The sequence below is a fragment of the Novosphingobium sp. BL-S-19 genome, assembly GCF_055521675.1.
Genome location: NZ_CM145498.1, coordinates 3,731,574 through 3,753,427 on the forward strand (window position 1 = coordinate 3,731,574; position 21,854 = coordinate 3,753,427).

Sequence of the window (21,854 nt, forward strand, 5' to 3'; positions counted from 1 at the left end):
TCCGTCTTACAACGGACTTTCCATTTATCCTTCGGTTGCTTGCAACCTCGGGCGGAAAGCAACTGGGGGCCGGCGCCTCGCCAGAAATGGCGATTGCCGAGCCCCCGGCCGGATTACTCGGCAGCCGCGGTAGCAGCGTCGGTCGCACCGTCGGTGGTAGCGGCCATGGTTTCTTCAGGAACGGTTTCAACCGATTCCGAAGTCGCATCAGCGGCGGGCTTGGTGCCACCGCAAGCAGCGAGCGACAGAGCGGCAGCCGACGCGAACGCGGCAAAAGCAATCTTCTTCATGCGAATCCCCTTGCATTGTTTGGCGCACAGGCCAACGCTTGCAGGCAAGCCTGCGGGGCATTCTTTAGACGAGACGATTGTGCAACGCAAATAGGAAGTAAGGGGTCCAAAAGCGGCGGAATTCCTCAGGCTTGCACACATATAAAGATATCTTTATATGATCCTCCATGCAAATCGACCCGCTTCTGAGGGCCCTTTCGGAGCCGACGCGCCTGCGCATGATGCGCCTGCTGGCGCATATGGAACTGGCTGTCGGTGAATTGGCGCAAGTGCTGGGGCAGAGCCAGCCACGCGTATCCCGCCATATCCGAATCCTGTGCGAAGCGGGGCTTGCGGCGCGCCGCAAGGAAGGCAGCTGGGTGTTCCTGCGCAGCGCCGTAAAGGAAACCGGCGAACCGCCGATGGGCGCCGCCGCCGCCCGCCTGCTGGCCGTGGCCGAGCGGGACGATCCCGCCTTCGCCGCCCGCTGCGCGGAAGATCGCCGCCAGCTGGCCGCCATCCGCGACGCGCGCGAGGCGAATGCACAGGCCTACTTCGCCCGCCACGCCGAAGAGTGGGACACGCTGCGCCAGCTGATCGGCGCCGACGGCCCGGTGGAAACCGCGCTTCAGGCCGCGCTGGGCCGCAACAAGCTGGGTGCACTGCTGGATGTCGGCACGGGTACCGGCCGCATCGCCGAACTGCTGGCAGGCAAGTCCAGCCACGTCACCGCGCTGGACAAGAGCCCGGAAATGTTGCGGATCGCGCGCGCACGCTTGCAATCTTTGCCACCGGAACGGCTCTCTCTGGTCCAGGGCGACTTCACCGCGCTGCCTTTCGCGGAAGGCGCGTTCGACACCGTGATGTTCCATCAGGTGCTGCACTATGCACAGGAACCCGCCACGGTTCTGGCCGAAGCCGCGCGCGTCACCCGCAAGGACGGGCGAATCGCCGTGGTCGATCTTGCCGCGCACGAGCGTGAGGACTTGCGTGAGCGCCACGCCCACGCGCGCCTCGGTTTCGCCGACGAACAGATGGCGTCACTGCTGGAAGATGCAGGCTTCGCGCCCGATGCTCCGGTCACGCTGCCGGGCGATCCGCTGACGGTTAAAATTTGGACAGCGCGCCGGATCGACGCTCATCCGCCCGCAAACGACACCGAATCCAACGACAGAAAGACCGCGACCTCATGACGTCTGCTCAACGACCGGAACAGGGCCCCGCATTCGGGTGCCTGCCGGGCGACATTTCCGTCTCCTTCGAATTCTTCCCGCCCAAGACGGAGAAGATGGAAGAACAGCTGTGGGACGCGATCACCCAGTTGGAACCGCTCGCCCCTTCGTTCGTCTCGGTGACGTACGGCGCCGGCGGCTCCACGCGTGAACGAACGCATTCGACCGTTGCCCGTCTCGTGCGCGAGACGAATCTCGTCCCCGCCGCGCATCTGACCTGCGTGGGCGCCAGCAAGGGTGAGATCGACGAGATCGTCGACCAGTACTGGGAAGCCGGCGTGCGCCACATCGTCGCCCTGCGCGGCGATCCGCCGCCGAGCCAGGGCGGCGTCTTCACCCCGCATCCGGAAGGCTATGCCAGCGCCGCCGAATTGGTGGCCGGCCTGAAAGCGCGCCACGATTTCGACATTTCGGTGGCCGCCTATCCCGAAGTCCATCCCGAAGCGGTCAGCGCTCAGCACGATCTGGACAACCTGAAACGCAAGATCGAGGCCGGCGCCAACCGCGCGATCACGCAATTCTTCTTTTCGGCCGATGCCTATTTCCGCTTTCTCGACAAGGCGCAGGCCGCCGGCATCACCGCACCTATCCTGCCCGGTATCATGCCGGTGACCAGCTTCGCCGCGATCCGCCGCATGTCCGGCAACACCGAGATTCCGGTCTGGCTGGAAGCCATGTTCGAAGGCCTTGACGAGCGCCCCGGTCCGCGCGCACTGGTCGCCGCGGTTGCCGCCGCCGACTTGTGCCGCAAGCTGTACGAGGGCGGCGTCCGCGATTTTCATTTCTACACTCTCAACCGCGCGGAGCAGGCCTATGCGATCTGCCAGCTCCTGGGGTTGCGGCCGAAGGAGAGCGCATGATGAGCGCGCGTGAGAAATTTCTGACAGAGGCGGCCAAGCGCATCCTCATCACCGATGGCGCCTTCGGTACCGAGATCCAGAACTGGAAGCTCTCCGAAGCTGACTATGCCGGCGATCTCGGCCTCAGCCACGATCAGAAGGGCAATAACGACATCCTCGCGCTGACCAAGCCCGAGGTGCCGGAATCGATCCATCGCGCCTATTTCGAGGCCGGTGCCGATATTGCCGAAACCAACACCTTCTCGGCCAACCGCATCAGCCAGGCCGATTACGGCGCCGAGCATCTGGTGCGCGAGATCAACGTCGAATCGGCCAAGCTGGCCCGCCGGCTGGCCGACGAGTTCGAGGCGAAAGATGGGCGCCCGCGCTTCGTCGCCGGTGCCATCGGGCCGACCAACAAGACGCTTTCGCTCAGCCCCGACGTCAACGATCCCGGCTACCGCGAGATCGACTGGGACACGCTGGTCGATGTCTACAAGGAACAGGCGGCCGCGCTCGTCGAAGGCGGCGCGGACTTCATCCTGATCGAAACGGTGTTCGACACCCTGAACGCCAAGGCCGGCATCATGGCCGTGCGCCAGCTTGAGGCAGATCTCGGCCGCGAAGTGCCGATCATGCTGTCGATGACGCTGACCGACCTTTCGGGCCGCAACCTCTCCGGCCACACGGTCGAAGCGTTCTGGTACGCGGTGCGCCATGCCAAGCCGGTGACGATCGGCCTCAACTGCTCGTTCGGCGCCACCCAGCTGCGCCCGCATGTAAAGACGCTGTCGGAAATCGCCGACACCCTGATCATGATCTACCCCAACGCCGGCCTGCCCAACGAACTGGGCGCCTATGACGAGATGCCCGAGACAACTGCGGGCTTCGTCGGCGAATGGGCCGTGGCGGGTCAGGTCAACGTGCTGGGCGGCTGCTGCGGCTCCACCCCCGCGCATATCGGCGCCATCGCGCAGAAGGTCACCGGCATGGCTCCGCGCCATGTTCCGGACCTCAAGCCCGAGACCAAGCTTGCCGGTCTGGAACCCTTCGCGGTTCCGGCGGACTGACACGGATCATGAACGACATTCCCCTCTGGCGCATCCGTCAGGCCGGCCCCGACGATGCCGAGGCGCTGGCGCTGATCGGTGCGGCGACTTTCCTCGAAGCCTTTGCCGGTTCGGTCGACGGCGGCGGCATCATCGAACATTGCCGCACCGCGCATTCGGCCGAAACCTACCGCGCCTATTTCGCCAAGGGCGCGAAGGCATGGCTGGCCGAAGTGAAGCCAGGCGATGCGCCGGTGGGCTATGCGATGATCTGCGCGCCCGAACTCGAACAGGCCGAAGATGGCGATATCGAGCTGAAGCGCATCTACATCCTCTCGCGCTTTCAGGGCTCGCTGATGGCGGGCACCATGATGCGCACCGTGGTGGAAGCTGCGGAAGGGCAGTCGCGCCTGCTGCTGGGCGTCAAGGACGACAATCTGCGCGCCCTCGCCTTCTACGCCAAGCATGGCTTCGAACAGATCGGCACCCGCCAGTTCGACGTCGGCGGCAAGACTTATGACGACCTCGTGCTGGCGCGCTCGCTCGTGCCCGCTGCCCAGTAAATCTGGCCCAATAATCAGAGAACCAGACCCATGACCTCGACTGCTTCCGGCGCCCGTTTCGTCAATATCGGCGAGCGCACCAACGTCACCGGCTCGGCCAAGTTCAAGAAGCTGATCATGGCCGGCGACTATCCCGCCGCGATCGAAGTGGCCCGCCAGCAGGTGGAAAACGGCGCGCAAGTGATCGACGTCAACATGGACGAAGGCCTGCTGGACGCGGTCGAGGCCATGACCACCTACCTCAACCTGATCGCGGCCGAGCCCGACATCGCCCGCGTGCCGGTGATGGTCGACAGCTCCAAGTGGGACGTGATCGAGGCCGGCCTCAAGTGCGTGTCCGGCAAGCCGATCGTCAATTCGATCTCGATGAAGGAAGGCGTGGAGCCGTTCCTGGAGCAGGCGCGCAAGTGCATGAACTACGGCGCCGCCGTGGTTGTCATGGCTTTCGACGAAACCGGCCAGGCGGACACCAAGGAGCGCAAGGTCGAGATCTGCAAGCGCGCCTATGACCTGCTGACCGGCATCGGCTTCCCGCCCGAGGATATCATCTTCGACGCGAACGTCTTCGCCGTCGCCACCGGCATCGAGGAACATGACCGCTACGGCCTGGACTTCATCGAGGCGGTGGCCGAGATCAAGGCCGCCTGCCCGCACGTGCACTTCTCCGGCGGCCTCTCCAACCTCTCGTTCTCGTTCCGCGGCAACGAGACGGTGCGCCGGGCGATGCACTCGGTGTTCCTTTACCACGCAATCCCCGCCGGTCTCGACATGTCGATCGTCAACGCCGGTCAGCTCGACGTCTACGACCAGATCGATCCCGCGCTGCGCGAGGCTTGCGAAGACGTCATCATGATGCGCCGCCCCGGCGTGGGTGAGGACGGCAAGACTTCGACCGAGCGCCTGATCGACCTGGCCGAAAGCTACAAGGGCAAGGACACCGTCGCCGAAAAGGCCGCCGAGGAATGGCGCGGCTGGGATGTGGTCAAGCGCATCGAGCACGCGCTGGTGCGCGGCATCGACGCCTATGTGGTCGAGGATACCGAGGAAGCCCGCGCCGCGATTGCCGCGCGCGGTGGCCGCCCGATCGAGGTGATCGAAGGCCCGCTGATGGGCGGCATGAACGTCGTGGGTGACCTGTTCGGTTCGGGCAAGATGTTCCTGCCGCAAGTCGTGAAGTCCGCCCGCGTGATGAAGAAGGCGGTCGCCCACCTGATCCCCTTCATCGAAGCGGAAAAGGACGCCGGCACCAAGGCCAAGGGCCGCATCATCATGGCCACCGTCAAGGGTGACGTGCATGACATCGGCAAGAACATCGTCGGCGTCGTGCTGCAGTGCAACGGCTACGAAGTGATCGACCTTGGCGTCATGGTGCCGTGGAGCAAGATCCTTGAATCCGCGAACGAGAACGATGCCGACATCATCGGCCTTTCCGGCCTGATCACTCCCTCGCTGGACGAGATGGTGACCGTGGCCGAGGAAATGCAGCGTGCGGAGATGAACATCCCGCTGCTGATCGGCGGCGCCACGACCTCCAAGGTCCACACCGCGCTGCGCATCGATCCGGCTTACAAGGGCCCCGTGGTCCACGTGCTCGACGCCAGCCGCGCGGTCGGCGTCGCCTCGCAGCTGCTGTCGGACACGCAGGCGGTTCCGTTCGTGGCCTCGGTCGCCGACGAGTACGAGAAGGTGCGCATTGCCCGCGAGGGCAAGGGCCAGAGCGACCTGCTGCCCATCGCCGATGCGCGTGAGAACGGCTTCAAGCCGGACTTCGCGCAGAAGCCCGCCGCGCCGGTGCAGCCGGGGCTGCACGTGTTCGAGGAATGGGATCTCGCCGATCTCGCCGCGACCTTCGACTGGACGCCGTTCTTCCGCGCCTGGGAACTGGCAGGCAACTATCCCGCAATCCTGAACGACGAAGTTGTGGGCGAAAGCGCCCGCAACCTTTTCGCCGATGCGCAGGCCATGCTGGCGAAGATCATCGACGAGAAATGGCTGACCGCCAAGGGCGTCTGCGCCTTCTGGCCCGCCCACCGCGACGGTGACGATGTGCTTCTTGAGGACGGCACCCGCCTTCCGATGTTGCGCCAGCAAGTGAAGAAGTCGCGTGACCGCGCCAACTACTGCCTTGCCGACTTCATCGACACGCAGGACGACTGGCTGGGCGGCTTCGCGGTGGGCATCCACGGCATCGAGCCGCATCTTGAACGCTTCCAGGCCGGGCACGACGACTATTCGGACATTCTGCTGAAGGCCTTGGCAGACCGCTTCGCCGAAGCCTTTGCCGAACGTCTGCACCAGCACGTGCGCACCAAGCTGTGGGGCTATGCGCCCGACGAGCAGTTCACCAACGAGGCGCTGATCCGCGAGGAATATCGCGGCATCCGCCCCGCCCCCGGATACCCGGCCTGCCCGGACCATTCGCTCAAGCCGATTCTGTTCGATCTGCTCAAGGCATCGGACAATGCCGGCATCGTACTGACGGAAAGCCAGGCCATGCTGCCGACGGCGGCGGTTTCGGGCTTCTACTTCGCCCACCCGGAATCGTCGTACTTCGGCGTCGCCCGCATCGGCCGCGACCAGCTGGAAGACTATGCCGGCCGTCGCGGCGTGGACCTGCCGACTGCCGAACGCTGGCTGCGCCCCAACCTCGATTGATGGGAAATCCCGGTCAGTGCGCCTTGTCGCGCGCTGACCGGCCGCCCAGCCAATAGGCGCGGTGTCGCCGATAGGCCTCGCTCACGCCGGAATCCTGCGTCACCGATAGTTCGCCCAGCGCCGCTTCCAAACCATGCCGGGCCAGCCGCTCGATCACGGCGCCTTCGTCATGCCCGATCTCCCGCGCCAGCGTCTTGAGGATGCGCGCGGTATCCGCGAATTCCAGTTCGCCCAGCATCGCCACGCGGCATTCGTTAAGGCTGGCGCCCAGCGTGGCTTCCAGGCTGGCAGGCGCATCGTGCAAGTAACGTCCCATATCAGGCACTCCCTTAGGTAGGGCGGAACTGAAATCGTTTGTATCCGCCGTCGCGCCTCAGATAGCCGCAGCTATGCCGTCCACCGGGCTAAGCACTTTCTGTGTAAAAGTGCGCATGGTCCAAGCACCTGGGATGAACGGAATTTCTCCGCCGCCGCGCAGTGCATTGAAAAGACTTCCACAAGTCCCGCAGCGCGCGCCCTTGGGCGCCATTGCGAAAGCATCGCCTCCACGTCATGCATTGGCCCAAAGTACAACCCAAAGTACAAGGGGGATGAGGGGCACAATGGGCCTGACTGAAATCTATCTGATCGCGCTGACCGTGATTCTCGGCGTGCCCTATCTGGTCTGGCGCCTGCTCCGCACCGAACATTGGGCGCCGCTGGTGGTCGTCCAGATCATCGGCGGCATCCTGCTGGGGCCGGGCGTGCTGGGGCACATCGCGCCGGACTTCCACACTTTCGTCTTCAACCCGCAAGTCATGACCGCGCTCAACGGCGTGGCCTGGTGGGCGGTGATGATGTTCGTCTTCGTCGCCGGCGTGGAACTGGACCTGTCGGACGCCTGGAAGCATCGCGGCGAAACCAGCCTGACCGCCGCCTGCGCGCTGCTGACGCCGCTGCTGTTCGGTGCGGTTGCCGCCGCGCTGCTGCTCAAGACGCCCGGGTGGATTGGGCCGGAAGGCAGCTATCCGCAAGCCGTGCTGGGCATAGGTATGGCCTGCGCCGTCACCGCGCTGCCGATCCTGGTGCTGCTGATGGAAAAGCTCGGCATCTTCCGCGCGCCACTAGGCCAGCGCCTGCTGCGCTATGCCAGCCTTGACGATATCGCCATCTGGGGCGTGCTGGCGCTGATCCTGGTCGACTGGGAGCGCGTGGGACGGCAGGGCCTGTTCCTCATCGGTTTCGCGGTAGCCTCGCTGATCGTCCGTGCGCTGTTCAAGCGCATCAATGAGCAGGACCGCTGGTACGCCTCGCTGATCTGGCTCGCCATGGTCGGCTTCGCTGCCGACTGGTCGGGCCTGCACTTCATGGTGGGCGCGTTCCTCGCCGGCGTCGTGCTCGATGCCCACTGGTTCACGCGTGAGAAGCTCGACGGTTTCCGCGAATTCCTGCTGCTGACGGTGATGCCGGTGTTCTTCCTCAGCACCGGCCTGCGCACCAACTGGGGGATGGGCGGCGCCATGGTCTTCGGAGCAGCGCTGCTGTTCCTCGTCGCCTCGGTCGGCGGCAAGCTGGCGGGCGTTCACCTTGCCGGAAAGCTGCTCGGCTGGAAGAAAGGCGATGCCTCGATCATCGGCTGGATGCTCCAGACCAAGGCGCTGATCATGATCATCTTCGTCAACGTACTGCTCGACAAGAAGATCATCACCGCAGAAACCTTCACCGCACTGCTGCTGATGGCGGTGATGAGCACGATGCTCACCGTCCCCATCGTCAAGCCGCGCCTTGCACGGCTCGGCACGAACGAAAGCTGATAGAGATAAGGCCGGGATCATCATCCCGGCCTTTTCATTTTCAGATGCCGGATCGGCCGGCCAGCTTTTCCGCCGCTGTCCAGAACGCCTCCACGAAGGCGGCATCGTCCACCAGTGGATTGGGTTTGCGCGCGGCCCGCTCGTACCAGTAGCCGCCGCTCGACCGGCCCGGTTCCTCCGCCGAAGCGAGCCAGATCACCGTATCCGCGCCCTGCTCGGGCGAGAGCTTGGGCGCATCGCCATAGGCGGCCTGCACACTGTCCGGTGTATGCGCAAAGAAGTTGCTGCCCACCGTACCCGGATGAACCGAGTGAGCGACGATGCCGTCGTCCTCCACGCGCGAGGCCAAGGCACGGGCATGGAGCACATTGGCCAGCTTGCCGCTGCAATAGGCCGCGCCGGGGCTCCAGTTGTTCAGGTTCTGCAGATCGCCCAGATTGATGCCGGGGATCATCTCGCTGCCGTCCGAGGCGGTGTTGACGATCCGCACGCTACCTTCAGGCGCATCCGCCGCTGCCTTGCGCAACAGCGGCAAGAGCCGCGCCGTCAGCGCGAAAGGCGCCAGGAAATTGCCGACGTAATTCGCCTCGAAGCCTTCCGCCGTCATTTCCTGCTCACGCGCCATGCCGCCGGCATTGTTCACCAGCACGTCGACCCGGCCGACCTTGCCGGCAATCTCGTCCGCCAGCCGGTCCGCCTCGGCCAGCAGCGAAAGATCGCCGCGCAGCATCTCGACGCCGCTGCCAAGTTCCGCCTGCGCCGCCGCGCAGCGCCCGGCATCGCGGCCTACGCCGAACACACGGAAACCCTGCGCCGCCAGCGCCCGCGCCGTCTCCAGTCCGATGCCCGAACTCGCCCCCGTCACCACCGCCACGCGCTGCGTCATTGCTGCCTCTCCCATTCGCTCAACTTGCCGTTTTGTAACTCGAACTCGACTACCCCTCCGGCAAAACCGCAAGCGGAACGGGCGGAATCGGAGGAAATCATCGGCCAAGCGGTTTTCAGCGCCCCCCTGCCTCTGCCATAAGCCCGGCCGTGCCCGATGCCGATCTTCTGCCTGATGCTCTCGAAGCGCTCCATGCGACCTTCGGGTTCTCCGCCTTTCGCGGCGTGCAGGAGGATGTCGTCACCCGCGTGCTGGAGGGGCGATCCACCCTTGCCGTGATGCCCACCGGCGCCGGCAAGTCGCTGACGTACCAGTTGCCCGCCGTCATGCTGGAGGGGACCTGCGTGGTCGTCTCCCCGCTGATCGCGCTGATGCATGACCAGTTGCGCTCGGCCACCGCCAACGGCATCCGCGCCGCCACGCTGACCAGCGCCGATGCCGATCGCGGCCAGACGATGGACCGCTTCCGCGCGGGCGAGCTGGACTTGCTCTACATCGCCCCCGAACGCGCCAGCCAGCCCTACTTCCGCGAACTGCTGGAACAGTCGCGCGTCGCCCTTTTCGCCATCGACGAGGCACACTGCGTTTCCGAATGGGGCCACGATTTCCGGCCCGATTACCGGCTGCTGAAGCCGCTGCTCGATGCCTTCCCCACCGTCCCGCGTCTCGCGCTGACGGCAACGGCAGACCATCACACCCGTTCGGACATCCTCGCCCAGCTCGGCATTCCAGACGAAGGCCTGATCGTCGCCGGGTTCGACCGGCCGAACATCCGCTATGCCATCCGCCCGCGCGAGAATGCGATGCGGCAGCTTAAAGCCGTGATGGACGAAAACCCCGGCCCCGGCATCGTCTACGCCCCCACCCGCGCCCGCGTGGAGCAACTGGCCGAAACGCTCGCCTCCGCCACCGGCCGCCGCGTGCTGCCCTATCACGCCGGGCTCGACCCCGAAGTGCGCGCGCGCAATCAGGCCGCCTTCGTCGCCTCCGAAGACATGGTGATGGTGGCCACGGTCGCCTTCGGCATGGGCATCGACAAGCCCGACGTGCGCTTCGTCGCCCATGCCGGCATCCCCAAGTCGATCGAGGCCTATTATCAGGAAACCGGCCGCGCGGGGCGCGACGGTGACCCTTCGGTGGCGGTGATGTTCTGGGGTGCGGACGACTTCGCCCGCGCCCGCCAGCGCCTTTCCGAAGTCGATCCCAGCCGCCAGCAGAGCGAACGCCAGCGCCTCGATTCGCTGGCCGCACTCGTCGAAACCGCCGAATGCCGCCGCGCCGTGCTGCTGCGCCACTTCGGCGAAACGCCTGCGCAGACTTGCGGCAATTGCGACAACTGCCTCGATCCCGCCGGCGTGGTCGATGTCACCGAACTGGCGCGCAAGCTGCTCTCGGCCGTCTACCGCACCGGGCAGAGCTACGGCCTCGGCCATCTCGAAAAGGTGCTCTGCGGAATCAGCGACGACCGCGTGCTGCAACGTGGGCATGACCAGCTTTCGGTCTTCGGTATCCTGACCGAGGACGAGAAGCCGCTGCTGAAATCGCTCGCCCGCGCGCTTCAGGCTCGCGGCAGCCTGTTGCCCACCGAACACGGCGGGTTGTCGCTGGGCGGCGATGCCCGCGCCATCCTGAAGGGTGAGGCCGCCGTCGCCATCGTCGTGCCGCCCAAACGCGAGCGCAAACGGCGAGGCGGCAGTAGCGATAGCGGCGCCAACCCGGTCGGCCATCCGCTGTTCGAAGCGCTGCGCGCGCTGCGCCGCGATCTGGCCCAGCAGGCCGGGGTGCCGCCCTACGTCATCTTCCACGATGCCACCTTGCGCGAAATGGCCAACGCCCGTCCGACAACGCTCACCGAAATGGGTGCAATCGGCGGCATCGGCGCGCGCAAGCTGGAGGCCTACGGCGAGGAATTCCTGGCGGTGATCCGCCAGCACTGAACCTTCGCAGAGGATGCCCGATGAGCAGGGAACGCGATCTTCAAGCCTATTTGCACCGGAAGATTCCCCTGTCGGCGGCGATGCAGGTGGCGGTCGTATCGGCCGAGCCGGGTGCCGTGGTGCTTTCGGCGCCGCTGGAACCCAACATCAATCACAAGCACACCGTGTTCGGCGGCAGCGCATCGACGCTGGGCATCCTTGCCGCCTGGTCGGTGGTCCATACCCGGCTCTTGGCGGAAGGGCTCAGCGCCGAAGTCGTGATCCAGTCCAACCGGATGGACTACGATCTGCCGATCGACGGCGCTTTCGAAGCACGGGGATTTCTGCAAGACCCCGCCACATGGCCGGGCTTCGTGAAGACGCTGCAGCGGATGAAACGCGCCCGGATCGAGGTGCAGTCCGAATTGACCCGCCATGGCGCGACCGTCGGCCGCCTGACCGGCCGGTTCGTGGCGTTTCTTCGCTGAACCTTCAGGTGTCACCCGCCGCGGCTTCCACGAAAACGGCGTGCTGGGCCGCGAAAGCGCGCTGGAACGCCGGCCGCGCCTCACCCCGCGCAACATAGCCCAGCACGGTCTCGTTGGCGGCCAGCACATCCGATCCACCAAGCCGGCGCAAGACTTGCACCATCATCAAATCGCCGGCGCTGAATGCTCCATCGAGCCATTCCGCCGTGCCGAGACGGGCCGACAGTTCCGCCAGCCGCGCGCCGATGCGCTCCTCTATCGATTGCAGGCGCGTTTCGTACCAGGGCCGCTCCCGCTCGAACAGCAGCACTTCGGAGCGCTGCATGATCACCGGCTCCACCGAACTGAGCGCGGCGAACATCCACATGACCGCCCGCGCCCGCGCATCGCCATCCTGCGGCAGCAGCCCGGCATGGGTCTGCGCGATGTGCAGCACGATCGCGCCGGATTCGAACAGCGCGAGGTCGCCCTGCTCATAAGTCGGGATCTGCCCAAAGGGATGGCGCGAACGATGCGCCGACTGCTTCATCTCTTCGAACGAGACGAGGCGCACGGTGTAGGGCTGCCCCACTTCCTCCAGCGCCCAGCGTACCGCCATATCACGCGCGAGCCCTCGACCGCGATCCGGCGAGCGGGCAAAGGCGGTAATCGTCGGCTGCTGCGGCATGGCGGCTCTCCGGTTCGGCGGCATGATGCGCCGGGACCGCAAATTCGGCAACCATGTTCGCCATTTGCGTGGCATGGGCTATGACGCTGCCATGATCCGCATATTGATCGACGCCGACGCCTGCCCCGTGAAGGACGAAACCTACCGCGTTGCCGAGCGCTACAAGGTGCCGGTGGTCGTCGTCAGCAACAGCCCGATCCGGGTGCCGCAGTCGCCTCTCATCTCCCGCAAGGTGGTGAGCGATTCCTTCGATGCTGCCGACGACTGGATCGTTGAAGAGACCGCACCGGGCACTGTGGTCATCACCGCCGACATCCTGCTGGCCGACCGCTGCCTGAAACTGGGCGCTGAAGTTCTGGCGCCGAACGGCAAGCCCTTCACCATGTCCTCGATCGGCGGTGCCATCGCCACCCGCGCGATCATGGCGGACTTGCGCGCCGGTGGCGACGTGATCGGCGGACCGCCGCCGTTCAGCAAGGCAGACCGCTCGCGGTTCCTGTCGAGCCTCGACCAGATGCTGGTGAAATTGTTGCGGCGGGTCTGACCGCCTTAGAGCATTTTCTAATCAGGTGGGATCACCTGATGACTCGGAAAATGCGATAAAACAAAAACCTAGAGCGGTCGAACCGATGCAATCGGATCGGAAACCGCTCTAGCCCAGTCGATAGGGCGTGGGATCGCCCCGCTCGCGGATCAGCATCTGGCGCGCGTCGTTGCGCAGGCGCAGGCAGACGGCATCGCGCGTCTCCTCGCCCAGCATTTCGGGAAAGCCGTGTAGCGCGGCATCGAAACCGTGGTCGATCAGGGCGTCCAGCACTGCCGCCTCATCGGCGCCAAACGCCTGCGCCATCAGCTTGAGCGTGCGAACGGTTTCGCGAAACTCGAAATCGGTGAGGCGCCCCGATTCGAACTCTTCCTTGCGGAGCAGGGCACGCCGCAAATCCCAGACCATCGTCGTACTCCCACCGCTGGCCCACCGCTGGGTATACGACGGCTTAACTGTCCCGCGGCTCGAAGGAAACCGGAACGGCCAGCCGGAACGGCAGATCGGGCGAGGCGATGCGCGATTCGGTGCCGTTGTCGTGGATCAGCACGGCGCGGCCGACGCCGGGGGTGGCGACCACGGCAACCACGCTATCCACCCATTCGTGCAGCAGCGCCTTGGCACGGGCCAATTCAGCCTCGGCGCGGGTGGTGGTGCCGGAGGCTTCGAGTTCGGCTTCGAGTTCGACGATCCGCGCGGTCGCCTCGCCGATGCGGTCGGTGTTCTCGCTCATGGTCGGGTTTCCTCGGCAAACATCGTCCGCCTAGGTGGCCACCCGCGCTGCCCGAGGCAAGGCTGGCGTTCCGGCAATCGCCTGCGCGTTGAGTCTTGGCTTGGTGCGCCATTCGCATCCGCGAATGGCTTGCGGCACCAGCCCTCTCCCCCACCCGACCACCCATAGGGTACTGTCGTCGGGTGGTCGGGTGGGGGAGAGGGCTGGTGCCGCCAAAATCCGCTGGCAGCGGATTTTCAAACCTTAAAGCGGGTTATCCAGCTTGATGACTTCTTCCTCGCTCGCGCGCTGGGTGGTCTTCAGCTGACGCGGGGCGTTGAAGCTGTCGAGAACCGGCTTGTCGCGGCCGTAGAGGTCGTTGAACGCCGTCAGCTGGCCATCGATCGCGCGCGCGAAGGTGAAGTAGGAGACGTAGACCGGGAAGGTGCGCGTCATTTCCACCTTGGTATACTGGCCGGAGCGCGAGATGTCGGCCGCTTCGGTCGCAGTCTTCTGCGCGCCCAGGATCGCCATCGTCATGCCCAGTTCCACCGCGCGCTCGGTGCGGATGCAGCCGTGGCTGAACGCGCGCACGTCGGCGTTGAAATACTGCTTCGAAGGGGTGTCGTGCAGATAGATGGCGTGCGGGTTGGGCATGTCGATCTTCATCAGGCCCAGCGAGTTGCCCGGGCCCGGCTGCTGGACGACGGTGATCACGCCGTCCGCGCTCTTGGTCGCCTTGTAGCCGGCCGACTTCGCCCAGCCGGGATTGTTCAGCACTTTCGCGCCAAGGCCTTCACCCTTCACGATCGACTGCGGCACTGTCCAGGTGGGATTGAACACCACCGCCGTCACCGTTTCGGCCAGCTGCGGCGTCGCGGTGCGGCCCGGCTTGCCGACCACGGTCTTGTACGTGCGGATGATCTTGTTCTTCACTACGAGGCGAAGCTGGAATTCCGGCACGTTGGTCATCAGGTAGACGTCGCCCAGATCGCGGGCGAGCCAGCGCCAGCGGTCCATATTCGCCTGAATCAGCGCGCGCTTGGCCTTGTCCGTCACCGGCGTGGCATTGTACGCGGCCTTCAGCGCGGCATAGTCCGGATTGGTCGGCGCCAGCTGGTCAACCACGCTGGCAACGTCATGGTTCGACAGCGCCTGCGCCATGATCTGCGCGGTGGGCATCACGTCCTGATCGGGATCGACGGCGAACCACTGCACGCGCGCCGTCATCGGCGTGCGGCCGTCGCGAAGATCCTCGATCAGCCAGCCGAACACGCGACTGGCCAGCTGATCCAGCTCGTCGCCTTCGCCTTTTGCAATGGCCGCCTTGAGCGCGGCAGGCTGGTAGTCGGCCGGAACCAGACCTTCCTTGCCGATATAGCCGATGGTCTGCAGCAGCGCCTTGGCATCCGCCAGCGACCACGACATCACCGGCTCCGCCAGCAACGCATCGTGCTGGCCGGGTTGGCCGGGCGCGGGGATGGTAACCGGCACCACCGGCGGCACGCCGCTGGGGGCAGAGGTCGGCCCCGTCGTCGGCACGGAGGTCGGCGCAGTCGTCGGCGCCGAAGAGGGCGTACCCTTCGTCGTCTTGGGCTGCGATGTCGCGGCGGGCTGCGGCGTCGCCTGCGCGGCGGGCAGGATCGAGGTCGGCGTCGAAAGCTTCTTGGCCTTCGGGGCCGTAGTGCTGTCCGTTTTCTGGGCCACCACAGGCTGCGCCACAAGGCCCGTTGCCGCGACAACCGCCAGCACGCTGCAACCGAACCGCTTCAAACTCGCCATCTTGTCCTGAACCTGTCTGTCATAGAGCCCACGTCGTCATGCATGGGGAACCGCAGCTGCGAAAAGCGCCGCTGCCGGATAAAACCGCTTTGCCCCCATATAGTGCCCAATTCAAGGATTTCGCCTGACCCTGCGATGAATTGCTTGCGCGCGCGCTTGCAGGGGGCGACAGGCGAACTGCCATGCACGCGCCCGCGCCTTCCTCACCCGCCCACCGCTCGCAAACGCTGCTTGCACGATTTGGGCCCGTGCTCGCGGTGGCAGCCGGTATCGCCACGTTCAGCACGATGGACGCAACGATCAAGGGCGCCTCGCTGGCGGTGGGGGTCTACACCGCGCTGCTGCTGCGCAACCTGTTCGGCACGCTGATGACCGTTCCGCTGTGGCTGGCGGCGGGCAGGCCTACCCCTTCGCGCGCGGTTCTGTCGGTCCATGCCCTGCGCGCAGCGATCACTTCGGCGATGGCTGCGCTCTTTTTCTATGGCCTTGCACGAATTCCTATGGCCGAAGGAATGGCCCTGTCTTTCCTCTCGCCGATCATCGCGCTCTATTTCGCGGCACTGATTCTGGGCGAAAAGATCCGACCGCAGGCCATCCTTGCCTCCCTGCTGGGGGTCGTCGGGGTCGTCGTCATTCTGGCCGGAAAGCTGGGCGGCGGGGAATATTCCGAGCAGGCGGTGCAGGGAACGGCGGCCGTCCTCGTCTCCTCGGTCTTCTATGCGGTGAACCTCGTGCTCCAGCGCAAGCAGGCCCTGCTGGCCAAGCCAGTGGAAGTCGCGATGTTCCAGAACCTTGGCGTAACCTTGATTTTCCTTGTTTTTTCGCCGTGGCTGGCGGTCGTTCCCGATCCGCGCAGCCTGGGCCTCATCCTCGCCGGTGCAGCCCTGGCGACCAGCGCATTGCTGTTTCTTTCATGGGGTTACGCCCGCGCCGAAACGCAAGTGTTGCTGCCGATCGAATATACCGGCTTCCTCTGGGCCGCGCTGCTGGGCTGGCTGATGTTCGATGAGCGGCTGGGTATTGCCACTGTTGCGGGCACGTTGCTGATCGTTGGCGGCTGCTGGATCGGTGCAAGAAACGCAAGTCACACATCGTAGGTCAGCAGCCAGCCCCCCTTGACCTTAAGGCCCGGAACGCGCATCGGCGGGGCCGCAGACTCCGCTTTGTCGCGATGCAGCACGGCGATCCTTTTCGGGACCTGGCCAGTTCGGTTCCGTGAAGGGGGCCGCGCTATTGGCGACAGGCTCCATACAGAAGGGGATAAGACCCAAATGACCCAGGTCGGACAGGATACGCTCGGTACCCGCAGCACCATGACCGTCGGCGGCAAGGACGTCGCTTACTACTCGCTCAAGAAAGCCTCCGAGAAGCTGGGCGACATCAGCCGCCTGCCGTTCTCGATGAAGGTGCTGCTGGAAAACTTGCTGCGCTTCGAAGACGGCGGCTTCACCGTCTCGACCGATCACGTTCAGGCGGTGGTCGATTGGCAGAAGAACCCCACCACCGGTGAAGAGATCCAGTACCGCCCGGCGCGCGTTCTGCTGCAGGACTTCACCGGCGTGCCCTGCGTGGTCGACCTTGCCGCGATGCGCGACGCGATCGCCAAGCTCGGCGGCGACACCAGCAAGATCAACCCGCTGGTCCCCGTGAACCTCGTGATCGACCACTCGGTCATGGTCGACGAATTCGGTCACCCCAAGGCGTTCGAAGAGAACGTGGAGATCGAATACCAGCGCAACATGGAGCGTTACGACTTCCTCAAGTGGGGCTCCAAGTCGCTCGCCAACTTCTACGCGGTTCCCCCGGGCACCGGCATCTGCCACCAGGTGAACCTGGAAAACATCGCCAAGTCGGTGTGGACCAGCGAAGACCAGAACGGTGAAACCGTTGCCTATCCCGACACTTGCGTCGGCACCGACAGCCACACCACCATGGTCAACGGCCTGGGCGTGCTGGGCTGGGGCGTCGGCGGCATCGAGGCGGAAGCCGCGATGCTCGGCCAGCCGGTCTCGATGCTCATCCCCGAAGTCGTCGGCTTCAAGTTCACCGGCGAGCTGAAGGAAGGCGTCACCGCCACCGACCTCGTGCTCACCTGCACCTCGATGCTGCGCAAGCACGGCGTGGTCGGCCGCTTCGTCGAATACTTCGGCCCCGGCCTTGCCTCGCTGTCGCTGGCCGACCGTGCGACGCTCGCCAACATGGCTCCCGAATACGGCGCCACCTGCGGCTTCTTCGGCATCGACGACAAGACGCTCGACTACCTGCGCCTCACCGGCCGTGAAGAAGAGCAGATCGCCCTCGTCGAAGCCTATGCCAAGGAACAGGGCTTCTGGATGGAAGCCGGCGCTGCCGATCCGATCTTCTCGTCCACCCTCGAACTCGACATCTCGACCGTCGTGCCTTCGCTCGCCGGCCCGAAGCGTCCGCAGGACTGGGTTGCCCTTCCCGACGTCGACGACGTGTTCAACAAGGACATGGCGGAAACCTACAAGAAGTCGGCACAGCGCGTCCCCGTCGAAGGCAAGGACTTCGACATCGGTGACGGTGACGTCATGATCGCCGCCATCACCAGCTGCACCAACACCTCGAACCCGAGCGTGCTGGTCGCCGCCGGTCTCGTCGCCAAGAAGGCCGACGAGCTGGGCCTGAAGCCCAAGCCCTGGGTCAAGACTTCGCTCGCCCCCGGTTCGCAGGTCGTCACCGACTACCTGAACAAGGCCGGCCTGCAGTCGCACCTCGACAACATCGGCTTCAACCTCGTCGGTTACGGCTGCACCACCTGCATCGGCAACTCGGGCCCGCTCGCGGAACCGATCTCGAAGGCGATCAACGAGAACGGCCTGGTCGCCAGCGCCGTCATCTCGGGCAACCGCAACTTCGAAGGCCGCGTCTCGCCGGACGTGCGCGCGAACTTCCTGGCCTCGCCGCCGCTGGTCGTCGCCTACGCTCTGAAGGGCACCGTGGTGGAAGACTTCACCACCACCCCGATCGGCGTCAGCAAGGACGGCACCGACGTGTTCCTCAAGGACATCTGGCCGACCAACAACGAAGTGGCCGAAACGATGGCCACCTGCATGGACCGCCCGATGTTCCAGGCCCGCTATGCCGACGTCTACAAGGGCGACAAGCACTGGCAGGCGATCAACGTCACCGGTTCGGAAACCTACTCGTGGCGCGCCGGTTCGACTTATGTCGCCAACCCGCCGTACTTCGAAGGCCTGGAAATGACGCCGGCGCCGGTGAACGACATCATCGAGGCGAAGCCCCTGCTGATCCTCGGCGATTCGATCACCACCGACCACATCTCGCCGGCCGGTTCGATCAAGGCCGACAGCCCGGCGGGCCAGTGGCTGATGGAGCACCAGGTCGCCAAGGCGGACTTCAACTCCTACGGTTCGCGCCGTGGTCACCACGAAGTCATGATGCGCGGCACGTTCGCCAACATCCGCATCCGCAACGAAATGGTCCCCGGCATCGAAGGCGGCATGAGCCGCTTCGGTGAAGAGGTTCTGCCCGTCTACGACGTCGCGCAGAAGTACAAGGAGCAGGGCACGCCGATGGTGGTCGTGGCCGGCAAGGAGTACGGCACCGGTTCGTCGCGCGACTGGGCGGCCAAGGGCACCAACCTGCTCGGCGTCCGCGCCGTGATCGTCGAAAGCTTCGAGCGTATCCACCGTTCGAACCTGGTCGGCATGGGCGTGCTGCCGCTGCAGTTCAAGGATGGCGACACCCGCCAGACCCTGGGCCTGACCGGCGACGACGCCTTCACGATCAAGGGCGTTGCCAGCCTCAAGCCGCGCCAGGACGTGGAAGTCGAAGTGACCCGTCCGGACGGCTCGACCTTCACCTTCACCGCGCTGTGCCGCATCGATACCGCCAACGAAGTGGAATACTTCAACAACGGCGGCATCCTGCAGTACGTGCTGCGCAAGCTGGCCGCCTAAGCGACCAGCCGCCTTACCGGCTCAAGAAGGAAGCCCCGTCCCGCCTCGTGCGGGGCGGGGTTTTTCTTTGCTGTGAAAATCCGCTCGAGGCGGATTTTGCGGCACCGGCCCACTCCCCCACCCGACCACCCACGAGTGTATCCTGATGGGTGGTCGGGTGGGGGAGTGGGCCGGTGCCGCATGGAAATGCCGCAGGCATTTCAAACAAACCAAAGAAAAAGGGGCCAAAGAAAAAGGGGCGAGCGCCCCCCGACGCTCACCCCTTTCTCCAGACCGGCCGCCTTGGGTCGGCTCGGCCCGGACCCGCGCCCTCAGGCGGATCCCTTCTTTGCCAACCGCTGACGGCCGATCACGGCAGCAGCGGCGGCGCCGAACAGGATCAGCATCGGCGGCGCGGGGACGTCGTGTGGCGGCGGCGGTGGTGGCGGACCGCCAGACCCACCCGACGTAGAGGAACTGGTGCTGGACGAAGTCGACGAGGAGGTCGAACTCGAAGTGGAGGACGACGTCGATGAGGACGTGGAAGACGAACTCGACGTGCTGGAACTGGTCGAGACATTGCCCGAACTGGACGTGCTGGTCGAAACATCGCCCGAAGTCGAACTGGTCGAGGTGATCCCGCCCGTGGTCGTCGTCGAGGTAATCCCGCCCGTCGACGTGGTCGAGGTGACGCCGCCGGTGGAGGTGGTCGAGGTCAGGCCACCGGTCGACGAAGAGGACGACGTCGAACCGCCGCTGCTGCTGGAACTGGATCCGCCCGAGGATGTCGAGGTCGATCCGGTCGACGTCGAGGTGGAACTGATGACGACATTGCCGCCGCTGGATCCACCGCCACCGCCGCCGAAGAATCCGCCGAAAAATCCACCGCCAAAGCCACCGCTCGATCCGCCGCCGCCGATCACCACAGGTGCCATGCCGCCGCCGGTAGCGACCGGCGCCGCAACGGGAGCAGGCGGAATATAGGCCGGCGGCGCCGCCGCGAAGACCGGTTCGATCGGGCTTGGACGCGGAATGTCGCGGCGGGCATGGGCCGGGGCACGCGGAGGAATGACGCGGCGGGCCGGTTTCTTGGTGACTTTCGCCACCTTGGCCTGCTTCAGCTTGTGGTATTCCACGCCGCTCGCCTGCGTTTCCGCAACGTGAACCGCGCCGCCGCCGATGATCGCGCACCCTGCCGCACAGGCAGACAGTTTCGCCAAAGCCATTCGAACCGACATACCGTTTCTCTCTTCGCTCCCTCGGACCTCCCGACAGCGACCAGCGCCGCATCAGACCGACATGCCACTACAAAGCGCAGAGAGGGGTTAAGGGAACAATGCCGTTAACCGGGTTTCAGGACCAGGAAAGCGTTAAATCGCACCCGATTTGACGATCAGATTCAAGACTGTACCGAAGCGGGACTACCGTAAGCCCGGTTTGTAAACAGACCCGACAGTTTTGGCCCCGCTCACGGTGCTGTGCGCGCTCGCGTCAGTCCGCCTGCGAATCGAACAGTCCGCCCTGACCGCCCTGCTGCGGCGGTGTCATGCCCAGATGCGTCCAGCCCCGATCGTTCAGGCACCGTCCCCGCGCCGTACGGGCAATGAGGCCAAGCTGGATCAGGTAAGGCTCGATCACTTCCTCGATCGTATCGCGCGGTTCGGAAAGCCCCGCCGCCAGCGTCTCCACGCCGACCGGACCGCCCTTGTAGATATCCGCTATCATCCGGAGATAGCGCCGATCCTGTGCATCGAGGCCGATCGAATCGACTTCCAGCCGAGTCAGCGCGTCGTCGGCGATGGCGTGGGTGATCACGTCCGAACCGGCGACATGGGCAAAGTCCCGCACGCGGCGCATCAGGCGCCCCGCCACGCGCGGCGTGCCGCGCGAACGGCGGGCGATCTCGGTCGCGCCGCCCTTGTCCATGCCGATGCCCAGCAGGCCCGCGCCGCGGGTAACGACCTTTTCCAGCTCTTCCACGGTGTAGAACTGCAGCCGCACCGGAATGCCGAAACGATCGCGCAGCGGCGTCTGCAGCAGGCCCTGCCGCGTCGTCGCGCCGACCAGCGTGAACGGCGGCAAATCGATCCGCACCGATCGCGCCGACGGCCCCTCACCGATGATCAGATCGAGCGCGCGGTCCTCCATCGCCGGATAGAGCACTTCCTCGACCACGGGATTGAGGCGGTGGATCTCGTCGATGAACAGCACGTCGCCATGTTCGAGATTGGTCAGCAGCGCCGCCAGATCCCCTGCCTTGGCGATCACCGGCCCGCTGGTGGCGCGAAAACCCACGCCCAGTTCGCGCGCGACGATTTGCGCCAGCGTCGTCTTGCCGAGCCCGGGCGGGCCGAAGAACAGCGTATGATCCATCGCCTCGCGCCGCGACTTGGCGCTTTCGATGAACACGCGAAGATTGTCCTTCGCCGCCGCCTGCCCGACGAATTCGGCCAAAGTCTTCGGCCGCAGCGCCGCATCGGCGTCCTCCGGCTGGCGGGTGGAAGTGAGGATGGGGTTATCGGTCATTGGATTGGCG

Annotated in this window: 20 protein-coding genes; 12 read left to right on the top strand and 8 right to left on the bottom strand. The window is 65.2% G+C overall.

What is annotated here, in order from left to right; all coding sequences use genetic code 11:
* Positions 1-113 precede the first annotated feature (113 nt).
* Complete coding sequence (locus tag ACZ1JV_RS25795) at positions 114-290, bottom strand: hypothetical protein (RefSeq protein ID WP_165912237.1); 177 nt, start codon at positions 288-290, stop codon at positions 114-116.
* A gap of 167 nt (positions 291-457) precedes the next feature.
* Between ACZ1JV_RS25795 and ACZ1JV_RS25800 the strand changes: the two genes are divergently transcribed.
* From ACZ1JV_RS25800 to metH, 5 genes are read left to right on the top strand one after another with little or no spacing between them, the layout of a single operon-like run.
* The gene (locus tag ACZ1JV_RS25800) at positions 458-1,462 is read left to right on the top strand and encodes an ArsR/SmtB family transcription factor (RefSeq protein ID WP_465151104.1); all 1,005 of its coding nucleotides are present in this window, start codon (positions 458-460) and stop codon (positions 1,460-1,462) included.
* Positions 1,459-2,361, top strand: coding sequence for a methylenetetrahydrofolate reductase [NAD(P)H] (metF, locus tag ACZ1JV_RS25805; protein ID WP_465151105.1), 903 nt, complete (start codon positions 1,459-1,461; stop codon positions 2,359-2,361). Before ACZ1JV_RS25800 ends, metF begins: the two co-directional genes overlap by 4 nt.
* The gene (locus tag ACZ1JV_RS25810; protein WP_465152655.1) at positions 2,361-3,410 is read left to right on the top strand and encodes a homocysteine S-methyltransferase family protein; all 1,050 of its coding nucleotides are present in this window, start codon (positions 2,361-2,363) and stop codon (positions 3,408-3,410) included. Before metF ends, ACZ1JV_RS25810 begins: the two co-directional genes overlap by 1 nt.
* An 8-nt stretch (positions 3,411-3,418) precedes the next feature.
* A complete protein-coding gene (locus ACZ1JV_RS25815) occupies positions 3,419-3,952 on the top strand; it encodes an N-acetyltransferase family protein (protein WP_465151106.1) in 534 nt (177 codons plus the stop codon).
* Positions 3,953-3,982: 30 nt separating this feature from the next.
* Positions 3,983-6,607, top strand: a complete 2,625-nt coding sequence (gene metH, locus ACZ1JV_RS25820) for a methionine synthase (RefSeq protein WP_465151107.1) — start codon at positions 3,983-3,985, stop codon at positions 6,605-6,607.
* 13 nt (positions 6,608-6,620) lie between these two features.
* Here metH and ACZ1JV_RS25825 read toward each other — a convergent pair whose 3' ends face one another.
* Positions 6,621-6,923: a hypothetical protein gene (locus tag ACZ1JV_RS25825; RefSeq protein WP_465151108.1), complete on the bottom strand. Its 303-nt coding sequence runs from the start codon at positions 6,921-6,923 to the stop codon at positions 6,621-6,623.
* A gap of 286 nt (positions 6,924-7,209) precedes the next feature.
* Here ACZ1JV_RS25825 and ACZ1JV_RS25830 point away from each other — a divergent pair, with 286 nt between their 5' ends.
* The gene (locus tag ACZ1JV_RS25830; RefSeq protein WP_465136979.1) at positions 7,210-8,400 is read left to right on the top strand and encodes a cation:proton antiporter; all 1,191 of its coding nucleotides are present in this window, start codon (positions 7,210-7,212) and stop codon (positions 8,398-8,400) included.
* Between the two features lie 40 nt (positions 8,401-8,440).
* Here ACZ1JV_RS25830 and ACZ1JV_RS25835 read toward each other — a convergent pair whose 3' ends face one another.
* On the bottom strand, positions 8,441-9,286 hold the full coding sequence (locus tag ACZ1JV_RS25835) for an SDR family NAD(P)-dependent oxidoreductase (RefSeq protein ID WP_465151109.1): 846 nt from the start codon (positions 9,284-9,286) through the stop codon (positions 8,441-8,443).
* A gap of 149 nt (positions 9,287-9,435) precedes the next feature.
* Between ACZ1JV_RS25835 and recQ the strand changes: the two genes are divergently transcribed.
* Positions 9,436-11,223 carry a DNA helicase RecQ gene (gene recQ / locus ACZ1JV_RS25840; RefSeq protein ID WP_465151110.1) on the top strand — a complete coding sequence of 596 codons (1,788 nt, stop codon included), beginning with the start codon at positions 9,436-9,438 and terminating at the stop codon, positions 11,221-11,223.
* Positions 11,224-11,243: 20 nt separating this feature from the next.
* On the top strand, positions 11,244-11,690 hold the full coding sequence (locus ACZ1JV_RS25845) for a YiiD C-terminal domain-containing protein (protein WP_465151111.1): 447 nt from the start codon (positions 11,244-11,246) through the stop codon (positions 11,688-11,690).
* 4 nt (positions 11,691-11,694) lie between these two features.
* Here ACZ1JV_RS25845 and ACZ1JV_RS25850 read toward each other — a convergent pair whose 3' ends face one another.
* Positions 11,695-12,357, bottom strand: coding sequence for a glutathione S-transferase family protein (locus tag ACZ1JV_RS25850; protein ID WP_465151112.1), 663 nt, complete (start codon positions 12,355-12,357; stop codon positions 11,695-11,697).
* Between the two features lie 91 nt (positions 12,358-12,448).
* On the opposite strand from ACZ1JV_RS25850, the gene ACZ1JV_RS25855 reads away from it, so the two are divergent.
* On the top strand, positions 12,449-12,901 hold the full coding sequence (locus tag ACZ1JV_RS25855; protein WP_465152656.1) for a YaiI/YqxD family protein: 453 nt from the start codon (positions 12,449-12,451) through the stop codon (positions 12,899-12,901).
* A 108-nt stretch (positions 12,902-13,009) separates the two neighbouring features.
* On the opposite strand, the gene ACZ1JV_RS25860 is transcribed toward ACZ1JV_RS25855, so the two are convergent.
* From ACZ1JV_RS25860 to ACZ1JV_RS25870, 3 genes are all read right to left on the bottom strand, one after another.
* On the bottom strand, positions 13,010-13,309 hold the full coding sequence (locus ACZ1JV_RS25860) for a hypothetical protein (RefSeq protein WP_465151113.1): 300 nt from the start codon (positions 13,307-13,309) through the stop codon (positions 13,010-13,012).
* Between the two features lie 43 nt (positions 13,310-13,352).
* Positions 13,353-13,634, bottom strand: a complete 282-nt coding sequence (locus tag ACZ1JV_RS25865; RefSeq protein ID WP_465151114.1) for a hypothetical protein — start codon at positions 13,632-13,634, stop codon at positions 13,353-13,355.
* A gap of 243 nt (positions 13,635-13,877) precedes the next feature.
* Entirely contained in the window at positions 13,878-15,395 is a 1,518-nt protein-coding gene (locus tag ACZ1JV_RS25870; RefSeq protein ID WP_465151115.1) for a L,D-transpeptidase family protein, read from the bottom strand.
* 182 nt (positions 15,396-15,577) lie between these two features.
* On the opposite strand from ACZ1JV_RS25870, the gene ACZ1JV_RS25875 reads away from it, so the two are divergent.
* The 3 genes from ACZ1JV_RS25875 (at position 15,578) to ACZ1JV_RS25885 (ending at position 20,302) form a co-directional block, all read left to right on the top strand.
* On the top strand, positions 15,578-16,492 hold the full coding sequence (locus ACZ1JV_RS25875; protein WP_465136971.1) for a DMT family transporter: 915 nt from the start codon (positions 15,578-15,580) through the stop codon (positions 16,490-16,492).
* Between the two features lie 174 nt (positions 16,493-16,666).
* A complete protein-coding gene (gene acnA, locus ACZ1JV_RS25880) occupies positions 16,667-19,339 on the top strand; it encodes an aconitate hydratase AcnA (protein ID WP_465136970.1) in 2,673 nt (890 codons plus the stop codon).
* Positions 19,340-19,798: 459 nt separating this feature from the next.
* Complete coding sequence (locus ACZ1JV_RS25885) at positions 19,799-20,302, top strand: hypothetical protein (RefSeq protein ID WP_465151116.1); 504 nt, start codon at positions 19,799-19,801, stop codon at positions 20,300-20,302.
* Between the two features lie 507 nt (positions 20,303-20,809).
* Here ACZ1JV_RS25885 and ruvB read toward each other — a convergent pair.
* Positions 20,810-21,844 carry a Holliday junction branch migration DNA helicase RuvB gene (gene ruvB / locus ACZ1JV_RS25890; protein WP_465151117.1) on the bottom strand — a complete coding sequence of 345 codons (1,035 nt, stop codon included), beginning with the start codon at positions 21,842-21,844 and terminating at the stop codon, positions 20,810-20,812.
* Positions 21,845-21,854: the final 10 nt, after the last annotated feature.